Annotated in this window: 5 protein-coding genes and 1 pseudogene; 3 read left to right on the top strand and 3 right to left on the bottom strand. The window is 67.8% G+C overall.

Going from position 1 to position 10,942, the window contains the following annotated elements; genetic code table 11:
• The 3 genes from AB0H88_RS52370 to AB0H88_RS52360 form a co-directional block, all read right to left on the bottom strand.
• A partial coding sequence (locus tag AB0H88_RS52370) for a ThuA domain-containing protein (protein ID WP_357657704.1) occupies positions 1–1,748 on the bottom strand: 1,748 nt, incomplete at its 3' end.
• 108 nt (positions 1,749–1,856) lie between these two features.
• Positions 1,857–4,682 (bottom strand): carbohydrate-binding protein, encoded by a 2,826-nt coding sequence (locus tag AB0H88_RS52365; RefSeq protein ID WP_357657702.1) that lies wholly within the window; start codon positions 4,680–4,682, stop codon positions 1,857–1,859.
• Between the two features lie 99 nt (positions 4,683–4,781).
• The gene (locus AB0H88_RS52360; RefSeq protein ID WP_357657700.1) at positions 4,782–7,193 is read right to left on the bottom strand and encodes an RICIN domain-containing protein; all 2,412 of its coding nucleotides are present in this window, start codon (positions 7,191–7,193) and stop codon (positions 4,782–4,784) included.
• A 431-nt stretch (positions 7,194–7,624) separates the two neighbouring features.
• On the opposite strand from AB0H88_RS52360, the gene AB0H88_RS52355 reads away from it, so the two are divergent.
• The 3 genes and pseudogenes from AB0H88_RS52355 to AB0H88_RS52345 all read left to right on the top strand — a co-directional run.
• On the top strand, positions 7,625–8,368 hold the full coding sequence (locus AB0H88_RS52355) for an FCD domain-containing protein (RefSeq protein ID WP_357657698.1): 744 nt from the start codon (positions 7,625–7,627) through the stop codon (positions 8,366–8,368).
• Positions 8,369–8,797: 429 nt separating this feature from the next.
• Positions 8,798–10,327 (top strand): arabinofuranosidase catalytic domain-containing protein, encoded by a 1,530-nt coding sequence (locus AB0H88_RS52350; RefSeq protein ID WP_357657696.1) that lies wholly within the window; start codon positions 8,798–8,800, stop codon positions 10,325–10,327.
• Between the two features lie 147 nt (positions 10,328–10,474).
• Positions 10,475–10,942, top strand: a pseudogene (locus AB0H88_RS52345) (hypothetical protein); the annotation flags it as partial.

Here is a 10,942-nt window from a genome sequence, read left to right as displayed (position 1 = left end):
TTCTGGTTGTTCTGGCCGTTGCACGTCCAGATCTGCACCTTGGTGCCATTGGCCGTGCCGGCACCGGACACATCCAGGCACTTGTTCGCCCCGACCGCCGTGATCGTGCCGTCAGCGTTGACGCGCCACTTCTGGTTGTTCTGGCCGTTGCAGTCCCAGATGATCACCCCGGAGCCGTCCGCCGTACCCGCCCCGTTGACATCCAGGCACTTACCACCGGACGCCCGCAACTCACCGGCGCTGGTCGACGTCCACTGCTGGTTGGACTGTCCGCTGCAGTCCCAGATCCGCGCCTGAGCACCATTGGTTTGCGAAGCGCCGTTGACATCCAGACACCGGCCCGACCCCACACCCTTCAGCGCACTCGTGCTCCCCGAGGGTGGTGTGCCGGTCAGTTCCTTGACGCGGATGTTGCGGAAGGACACCACGTCACCGGACCCGTGGTTCTGGATGCCGATATAGCCCTGCTGGAGCGAGCGGACCGGATCGGTGTTGGTGAAATCGTTGATCTTGGCGCCGTTCAGGAACACCTGCAGCCGCTCGCCCTCCACCAGCAGCTCATAGGTGTTCCACTGACCCGGCGGATTCAGCGCCGCATCCCGTGCGGCGAGGTCCGCCGCCTTGAATCCGTAGATCGCCCCCGTCGTTTTGTCCGGGGTGTCGGTCGCGTCGATCTGTACCTCGTACCCGGTGTCGAGCGCGGCGTTCGGGTCGCTGGTGGCCGGGAACCCGACGATCACCCCCGAATTGGAGTCGCCGGTCAGCTTCCAGTCGAGCTTCAGCGAGTAGGAGCGCAGCTCCTTGGCGCTGTACCACAGCATGCCCAAGCCGCCCTGGGAGGTCAGCGTGGCGTCGCTGTTGGCGAACGACCCCGGTCCTGCCTGTGACCAGCCCGTCGTCGACCCGTTGTACAACGTCGTGTACCCGCTCTCCGGGCGGCAGTCGGCGTTGACGGCCTTGGCCGCGTACCGGATCCCGCCCAGCAGCAGCGTGCGGAAGTTCGGGTCGGCGTACGACTCCTGGGTGTGCCCCAAGCCGGTGTAGAACGCGCGCCCGGAGGCCTGGGGATGGCACCAGGTGATCGGATGGTCACCCATGGCGCCGCCGCTGTAGCTGCTCTCGTCCAGGCTCTGCAGCACCCGCACGTTGGATCGGGGGTTGGTGCGGTAGTTGTACCACTCGTCGGTGCGCGACCAGGTCGCCCCCAGATGAGCGGTCGCGGCGTTCGCCCTGTCCTCGTTCCGTACGGTGGCCTGCTGGATCGCCGGGTGGTTGTTGAACCAGGCCCCCATCAACTGCCCGTAGTACGGCCAGCTGTACTCGGTGTCGGCGGCCGAATGCACCCCCACGTATCCGCCCCCGCCGTCCACGTACGTCTGGAAGACGGCCTGCTGGGTGTCGTTCAGCACGTCACCGGTGGTGCTGAGGAACACCACCGCCTTGTACTGGGCGAGGTTGGCCGCGTTGAAGGCGTTCGCGTCCTCGGTCGCGTCGACGGCGAAGTCGTTGGCCGCTCCCAGGTCGCGGACGGCCTGGATTCCGCTGGGTATCGAGTCGTGCCGGAACCCGGCGGTCTTGGAGAACACCAGCACCTTGAAGGCGGCGGCCTGGGCGGGGATGGCGGGGATCAGCGTCGCGGCGGCGGCGGTCAGCGCGACCGCGGTCACCGACAGCCTCCGCAGCACGGATGTCTTCCGGTCGCCCCCTACGCCGCGCCCGAGCGCGCCGGGGGTCAGATGTCGCAGCATGCGTGTCCTTCCGTCGCGAGCGCCCGGGGCGCGGTCCCTTTCGCCGGTGAAAGCGGGCCGCGCGGGGCGTCATATCAATTTCGTGATGCGGGTGGGGTCGGGTAGGGCTCAGACGCGGTTCCACTTCTGGTTGTTCTGGCCGTTGCACGTCCAGATCTGCACCTTGGTGCCATTGGCCGTGCCGGCACCGGACACATCCAGGCACTTGTTCGCCCCGACAGCCGTGATCGTGCCATCGGCGTTGAGGCGCCACTTCTGGTTGTTCTGACCGTTACAGTCCCAGACGATCACCCCGGAGCCGTCCGCCGTACCCGCCCCGTTGACATCCAGGCACTTACCACCGGACGCCCGCAACTCACCCGCGCTGGTAGCAGTCCACTGCTGATCGGACTGCCCACTACAGTCCCAGATCCGCGCCTGCGCACCATTGGCCGGCGAAGCACCGTTGACATCCAGACACCGCCCCGACCCCACACCCTTCAGCGCACCCGTGCTCGCCGGGGGCGACGTGCCGGTGTCGAGGGTGAAGGCGTCGACGTCGAACAGGTAGCCCTGTCCGGTCGGGCCACGGAAGACGAGGTACAGCGTCGTGGTGCCGGTCGGCGCGCCGCTGAGGTTCGCCGAGACGTCGGTGAAGGTGTCCCAGCCGCCGGTGCTCGTGACGTTCACCGTTCCCAGCAGTGCGCCCGTCGCCGAGCCCGCCCGCACCTCGATCCGGCCGCCCGCGCCCCCCGAGGACACCCGAGCGGTGACCCTCGTGGCGTTGCCCAGGTTGTACGGCTGGAAGGAGATCCAGTCACCGTCGTCGGTGAAGCCGACCGTCTTGCCGCCTTCGGCGGTGGTGTGGTCGGCCGTCTGGACGCCCTGCTGGGCCCCGAAGTGCTCGGCCTGCCGGTGTCGCGGCTGGAGCGTACGGGCGCTGGTGGAGGTCAGGCCCCCCATGTCGGTGTAGGAGGCCTCGAAGACGCCGTAGATGTTGGCCGCGGCGTCGTGCTCACCGTCGACCGGCACGGAGATGGAGCCCGAGCAGCCGGTCTTGGAGGTGATCTGGTGACGGTGACTGTCGTGGCCGAGGAAGTAGGCGACGGTGACCTTGGTGCAGTCGATGGTGCCGTCCTCCGGGTCGCTGGCGGTGACCTGGAAGGGCACGGTGTCGCCGAAGGAGAACAGCTGACCGTCGGCCGGGGTGGTCAGTGTCACCGTCGGGGCGGTGTTGCCGACGCTCACGATCACGCTCGCGCTTCCTGTCAGCCCCTGCGGGTCGCGGACAGTGAGGGTGGCGGTGTAGGTGCCGTTCGCGGTGTAGGTCTTGCTCGGGTTCGCCGCCGTGGACGTGGTGCCGTCGCCGAAGGTCCACGAGTAGGTCAAGGCGCCGGCCTCGGGGTCGGAGCTGCCCGCGGAGGAGAAGTTCACCGTCAGCGGGGCCGGTCCTGACGTCTTGTCGGCAGAGGCCTTGGCGATCGGGTTGCGGTTGGCCTTGCCGATGTACTCGACCCGGTACAGCGCCTGGTTGTTGTTCCCGTCGCCGTAGTCGAGGACGTAGAGGGCCCCGTCAGGACCGAAGGCCATGTCCATCACCTGGGTGCCGGTCCAGGGGAACGCGGAGATCTCCCCGTAGTTCCCGTCGGCCTTGACCTCGATGGCCTTGATCCAGCGGCGGCCGTACTCCCCGGCGAAGTAACGCCCGTCCAGGTCCTGAGGGAACTTGACGGCCGAGTTCAGGCCCGCGTCGTAACGGTAGACCGGGCCGCCCATCGGCGACTCCGATCCGGAGCCGAACTCTGGCGGGGTTCCGGCGTCCCCGGCGTACCGGATCCACGCCGGCTTGGCCTGGGGCAGCGTGGTCTGGCCGGTGTTGCGGAAGGAGTTGTTGGTCGGGCCGCCCGCGCAGTTGTACTTCGGGCCGGTGCTGTTGGAGGCGAAGTTCCACTCGTTGTAGGTCTCGGCGGTGGTGTTCGTGCCGGTGCAGTACGGCCAGCCGTAGTTGCCCGGCCCGGTGATGCGGTCGAACTCCACCTGCCCCTGCGGCCCGCGGTTGGAATTGGTGGTGCCGGCGTCCGGACCGTAGTCGCCCAGGTACACGACCCCGGTGGCCTTGTCCACGCTCATCCGGAACGGGTTGCGGAACCCCATCGCGTAGATCTCCGGCCGTGTCTTCGCCGTGCCGGGCGGGAACAGGTTGCCGCTGGGGATCGTGTAGGTGCCGTCCGGCTGCGGCTTGATCCGCAGGACCTTGCCGCGCAGGTCGTTGGTGTTGGCGGCGGAGCGCTGGGCGTCGTACTGCGGGTTGCGGTCGGTCCGCTCGTCCAGGGGGGAGTAGCCGCTCGACTCGAACGGGTTGCTGTCGTCGCCGGTCGTCAGATACAGGTTGCCGGCCGCGTCGAAGTCGAGGTCGCCGCCGACATGGCAGCACATCCCCCGGTCGTTCGGCACCTCCAGCACGACCTTCTCACTGGCCATGTCCAATGTGTCGTCGGACTTCAGGGTGAAGCGGGACACGTTCAGATGTCCCTTCCACTGGTCGAACTGCGCCTGGGTGCCGTTGCTCGGCGCGTCACCGGTCGGCGTGCTCAGCCGGGGCGAGTAGTAGAGCCAGATGTACCGGTTCGACGCGAAGTCCGGGTCGACCGCCACACCCTGCAGGCCCTCCTCGTCGTGCGTGTAGGCGTTGAGCTTGCCGGCCACCTTCGTGGTGCCGTTGACATCGGTGACGCGCACCGTACCGTCGCGCGCCGTGTGCAGCACCGACCGGTTCGGCATCACAGCCAGCGACATCGCCTCACCCAGCTCCGCACCGCCCGAGGCGAGCGACACCTGCTGGTAGTCGGAAGCCGGGATGGTCAGCGCGTTCGCCGAGGAGGCGGTGAGCGTGACGGCTCCGGGAGTGATCAGCGCCATCGTGGTCAGCAAGGTGAGCCACGGACGTCGGGACATGTGTGTTCCTTCCTGACATATGACGATCAGTCAGGGCAAGCACGCGCCATTGCGCTGTTGCCAAAGCTGTGCTTCGTGCCCATGGGAATGCCGCGTGGGTCAGACGCGGGTCCACTTCTGGTTGGCGCCGCCGTGGCAGGTCCAGATCTGGACTTTGGTGCCGTTGGCGGTGCCCGAGGCGCTGACGTCCAGGCATTTACCGGCGCCGACGGCGGTGATGGTGCCATCGGCGTTGAGGCGCCACTTCTGGTTGTTCTGGCCGTTGCAGTCCCAGATGATCACGGCGGTGCCGTCGGCGGTGCCGGCGCCGTTGACGTCCAGGCACTTGCCGCCGGACGTCCGCAGTTCACCGGCGCTGGTGGCGGTCCACTGCTGGTTGGACTGGCCGTTGCAGTCCCAGATCTGCACCTGCGCACCGTTGGTCTGCGAAGCACCGTTGACATCCAGGCATCGCCCCGACCCCACACCCTTCAGCGCACTCGTGCTTCCAGGAGGCGTCGGAGTGGGCGAGGGTGACGTGCCGGTCCGGGGCCCGGCGGACGCCATCACAGCTTGGGCGCCCGCCGGCCAGTTGCCGTTGCTGACGGTGACGTTGCCGTGGACGACATTGCCCCGGTCACCGTTGGTCACGTTGGTGCTGCCGTTGGTCGACCAGTTGTCGGTGACGGTGAAGTTGCCCATGTTCTCGCCGCCCCAGTAGTTGGCGGTGGCCCAGGTGCCGGTGTTCGAGAGCACGTTGCCGGTGACGGTGTAGTACTTGGAGCCCTCGTCGAAGTAGACCCCGAACCAGCCGTTGGTCCGCAGGCAGTGGTTGTCACTGATCACGGCGTTCGGGTTCCAGGACAGCGTGTAGATGCACCCGCCGTCGGTCATCTGCTGCATGACGTCGTGCACGTAGTTGCCGACGAGCCGGTTGCCGGACGCGGTGGTGGGCGTCGTGTACCGGGGCTGGTAGTTGTACAGACCGCGGTTGGCGTACTGGTTGCTGCCGCCGGGCTCGTTGGCGCCCCAGCCATAGCCGATCGACATGCCGGTGTACGGCAGGTTGTAGACCTCGTTGTGTGAGACGTCGGTGCCGGTGACGTAGGTGGTCAGGACCGAGACGATGCCCCGGTAGTCCAGGCCGAGGTCGTGGATCCGGTTGTCGCTGACGGTGATGTTCCGGTTGACCATCCGCTGGTCGCTGGGGTGGTGCGCGTCGGCGCGCACGCCGCCGACCAGGACGCCGCCGGCCGAGCTGCGGGCCACCTCGGACCGGGTGAGCGTGATGTCGCTCGCGCCCAGGCCGACACCGCTGGCGTGCGCGTTGGCGTCGTTGCCGATGCCGACGGCCGTCTGGCCCAGGTTGACGAACTGGGAGTCGGTGAAGGTGATGTGGTTCGCGGCGGAGACCTGCACGGCGGCGGGCATCTGGTACCAGTTCGGCCGCGCTGCCTCGAACTGCTGGCAGCCCTCCTGGCAGGAGGTCAGCCTGTCAGCGGGCCAGTTCCAGTTGCCCGCGATGTAGGAGCCGGTCTGCTGGTCCGCATAACCCTGGTTGCTGCTGGGCCCGAGCCAGCTCGTGCCGGTGAACATGATCCCGCTGAAGGTGATGTGGTGCGCGGGCGCGTCGTAGGTGCCCCCGACGTTCACCAGGGACTGCAGCAAGGGCAACTCGACGCTGACGTCGCTCATGCTCTGACCGGCCGCCGGAATGTAGTACAGGACGCCGGTCCCGGGGTTGATGTACCACTCACCCGGCGCGTCCAGGAACTCGTATGCGTTCTCCACGTACAGCGGACCCGCCCGGTGTGGCTGGGTGAAGGTGTCGTACCCGAAGGTGTTGTTGTTCCAGCCGGGCTGCTGCATCGTGATGACGTTGCCACTGATGCTCTGCACCCTCACGTACCGATCGGTGAAGGAGCCGACGCTCTCCATCTCGACCCGGTTCTGGTCGGCCAGGTTGTTCAGGTAGCTCAGCGCGCTGTTGCCGAACCGCAGACCGGCGCTGGTCGCGGTGAAGTCGGCCCTGTTCACCTGGGTGCGCGCACGCGTGGCGACGGCGCCGTTGACGTACAGCTGCCGCGTGTCGATCCCGGTGCCGACGTTGGCGCGCCAGATGTTCTTCCCGGAGTCGGCCAGTGACCATCCGGTGACCGCACGCGCCCCGCTGATGACGGGACCGGTGCCCGCCGCGGCCCGCCATGTGACGGTGTAGCCGTTGTTTCCGGAGTCGGCGGCGGTCAGCCGGAGCGGCGCGGAGAGCCGGTACACCCCGCCTGCCAGGTCGACGACGATGTCGTTGGACATGGCGCCGTTCAGTGACCGCACGGCCGTCTGCGCCGCGGACAGAGAGCACGGCTGCGCGGAGGTGCAGGCGGTGCCGGTGCCGGAGGGTGACGCGTACAGGGTCGTGGTGGCCGCCAGGGCCGAGGCGACCGGGACGACGAGGGCGAACGCCGCGGCCAGCACGGCGGCGATGACGCCGGTCAGGACCGGTCTCAGCGCCGTGAGGGGCGAAGATGACTGCACGATGGTTCCTCTGGGGGGTAGAGGGGTGCTCAGGTCACGAGGGACGCATGGTGAAGCGAGGCTGTGGACGTCGACGTGGCCGGCCACGGTGCGGAGGGCCGCGAAGCGCCGCCACTGTCCGCCCACGTGCTCCAGCCGCGGAGGTTCCGGAAAGGAGCGAATCCCCGGAACCTCGCTCCTTATTACGATCTGGGCACCGATGCCCGTCAAGTCCTTAAGCCTACTTATTTTGATCAATGGATAGGGAGGTTCAGGCCATGGTCGGCCCATTTACCCTAATGACCAGCCGCGATACCCGTGGTCACAGATTCCCGTAACGATCATTTCCGCATGAATCATTCAGATGTGTCGTACTGATCGGACGCCATCCCGTCCCCCGGCCTTGGAGACCCCGATCAGTCATACTCTTGCAGGGACGGCGAGGAGGGAGCATGGTGACCGATGCCCCGCGTGAGAGCGGATACCGGCCCGGCTACGAGGTGGCCGCGGAGCAGCTGCTGGAGTTGATCGTCCGGCTGCGCCTGCGCCCGGGAGACCGCCTGCCGACCGAGAACGAGCTGGCCCAGCAGCTGGGCACCAGCCGCACCGTCGTCCGCGAGGCGGTGAAGATACTCTCCGCGCTGGGCCGGGTGCGCGCCCAGAAGGGTCGCGGCCTGTACGTGGCCGACGACGAGGGGATGCTCGGCACCGGGCGCTGGGCGTCCTTCTTCCTCCCGACCGACCTGGACCACGTCTACATGCTGTTCGAGTTCCGCCGGGCACAGGAAATGGAGACCAGCCGGCTGGCCGCCCGCCGCGCCACCCCCGCGGAACTGAGGGCCATCGAGGATGCGGCCGCCATGTGCCGCCAGGGCTTCGAGACCGGACGCGAGGACCTGTTCAACGAGGGCGACGACACCTTCCACGCCGCCATCGCCACGGCCGCGCACAACATGTTCCTCCAGATCGCCGTACGGGAGGCCCGGCGGCTGCAGGCGCAGTCCAACCTCATCGGGCTGCGCGGCTCGGTGGGCGGGCACGCCGCCGAGGCCGTCGAGGAACACGAGGCGATCTACCAGGCCATCCGCGCCGGCGACCCCGAAGCGGCAACCCAGGCCGCCGCCACGCACATCGACAACACTCTCGACGACTACCGTCTGGAGATCCAGCAGCGCCTGTTCTCCTCATCCCGCTGACCCCGGCCGGCTTTCGGGCGCCGGGTGCCCGGACCGGTCGGGACGTGCGCCGGTGAATGGGGCGGATGAACGTTTCATCAGAGCCCGGCTCGGCGGAGCGCGGGCCGGGCCGATGAGAGCCGCTGGAGAGAGCCTCCCGCGGGCAGCGGACAAGGCGGAGCCTTGACAGGCGGTCCGCCCGTCGTATGTGCTTCGCCGTACACCGCCATCTCCCCTCCTCAGCCGACCCCTTACGTTGTCGAATCGATTCGTATCGATCGTGGCGACCGGTATTCGAGCTGCCCTGACGCCCTGTTCCCTGATCGGGGCGGCCCGGTCCTCGACCCCGTCGGACGGGCGCGTGCCGTCCCCTGCCGTCTCCCGGCGGGGTCCGCGATCTCCCAAGCGCGGCCGTCTCCGCCACGCCCTACCCCCCCGAGGAGTACGCCCATGCAACCTCCATCCGTCCCCTTGCCGGGCCGTGCGCCGCGTGTGCGGCGCCATTGGGCGGCCGTCTTCGCGACTGTCGCGGCGGTGCTCACGGCACTCCTGGCCACCGCCGTGACATGGTCGGTGCCGGCCTCGGCGGCGACCACGCCACTGGTGGGCGTGGGGTCGGGCCGGTGCCTGGATGTCAACGGCGTCTCTCAGGCGAACGGCGCGCAGGTGCAGATCTGGGACTGCAACGGCCAGTCCAACCAGCAGTGGACCGCCACCAGCGCCGGTGAGTTGCGGGTGTACGGCGGCAAGTGCCTGGACGTCTACGGCGCCGGCACCGCCAACGGCACCAACGTCATCATCTGGGACTGCAACGGCCAGAGTAATCAGCAATGGCGCCTCAACGCCGACGGCACCATCACCGCCGTCGGCGCCGGCAAATGCCTGGACGTCAGCGCTTCGGGCACCGCCAACGGCACCAAGGTCCAGATCTGGACCTGTCAGGGCGCCGCCAACCAGAAGTGGACCACCGGAGCCGAGCCGAGCCCGACGCCGACGCCGACCCCGCCGACGCCCGGCGCGCGCCCGTGCGACATCTACGCCTCGGGCGGCACGCCTTGCGTGGCCGCGCACAGCACGACCCGGGCGCTCTACGGCTCGTACAGCGGCAACCTGTACCAGGTCAGGCGCTCCTCCGACAACGCGACCCGCAACATCGGCGCCCTGACCGCGGGCGGCGTCGCCGACGCCGCGGCTCAGGACTCCTTCTGCGCCGGTGCCACGTGTGTCATCACGGTCGTCTACGACCAGTCCGGACGTGGCAACGACCTGTGGTACCAGGGCTCCAGCGTGGTTCCCGGCTCCCCTCAGAGCAGGCCCGCGACCGCGACCACCGAGTCGCTCACCGTCGGCGGCAACAAGGCCTACTCCCTCTACATCAACCCCGGCAACAGCTACTGGCGGGACGGCCACCTGACCGGTGTCCCCACGGGCAGCGCGCCGGAGGGCATGTACATGGTGACCAGCGGGACCCACGTCAACGGTGGCTGCTGCTTCGACTACGGCAACAGCGAGACCACCAGGAAGGCCGACGCCGCCGGCGCGATGGACGCCATCAACTTCAGCACCCAATGCTGGTTCGGCGGCTGCCAGGGAAGCGGCCCCTGGGTCCAGGCCGACCTCGAATGGGGGCTCTACCCCGGCGGCAGCCAGTCCTGGAACCCCAACCAGCGGGCCTTCCCTCACAAGTTCGTCACCGCCACGCTGAAGAACAACGGCACGACCCGATTCGCGATGAAGGGCAGTAACGCCCAGTCCGGCAGCCTGTACACCCTGTACGACGGCACGCTCCCCAACGGCTACAGCCCGATGAAGAAGCAGGGGGCCATCATCCTGGGCAGCGGCGGCGACTGCTGCAAGCCCGACGGCGGCGCCAACCTCAGCGCGGGCACCTTCTATGAAGGGGCCATGGTCGCCGGCTACCCCACCGACGCCGTGGAGAACGCCGTCCAGGCCGAAGTCATCGCCGCCGGCTACCGCTGACTCCAGCGAGCCAGAAAAAAGGAGATATCCGATTACCGCGGCGTCGGTGAGCGCCGACCGGCCCACGTCATCCCTTCCGAAAAAGGCGGCAGAAATGGCTTCTCCATTGACCAGTGTCACCCTGAAAACAGGAAAGGAAACTGCGTGATGTCGCGGCATAAAGCGCTCTTCACCGCTGTCGCGACCGCGGCACTGCTCGTCCTGGGCGTGACGCAGGCGGCGCTGGGCAACAGCGCGACCACGCCGCTCACCGGCACGAACGCCGCCGCGGGCACCGCTGGATGCGGCAAGACCCCGACGCTGAGAAGCGGCACGCAGTCGATTACCACCAGCGGGAAAAATCGTAGCTATATCCTGAGAATTCCAGACAACTACACCAACACCACCCCCTACCGGTTGATCTTCGGATTCCACTGGAACGGCGGCACCGCGAACGATGTCGACTCGGGCGGAACCAGTGGATATCCCTGGTCCTACTACGGGCTCAGGGCGTTGTCGAACAACACCGCGATCTTCGTCTCGCCCCAGGGCTTCAACAACGGCTGGGCCAATTCCGGCGGCGAGGACATCACCTTCGTCGACGACATGATCCGGCGGATCGAGGCCGACCTCTGT

Source organism: Nonomuraea sp. NPDC050680 (assembly GCF_040654555.1).
Classification (GTDB): Bacteria; Actinomycetota; Actinomycetes; order Streptosporangiales; family Streptosporangiaceae; genus Nonomuraea.
Note: the sequence above shows the minus strand (reverse complement) of the source record. Positions and strands in the feature narration are given on the sequence as shown.

Coding starts and splice junctions, on each gene's coding strand:
- AB0H88_RS52365 (WP_357657702.1), bottom strand. CDS start 4,682: ATGTCCCGACGTCCGTGGCTCACCTTGCTGACCACGATGGCGCTGATC.
- AB0H88_RS52355 (WP_357657698.1), top strand. CDS start 7,625: ATGGTGACCGATGCCCCGCGTGAGAGCGGATACCGGCCCGGCTACGAG.
- AB0H88_RS52350 (WP_357657696.1), top strand. CDS start 8,798: ATGCAACCTCCATCCGTCCCCTTGCCGGGCCGTGCGCCGCGTGTGCGG.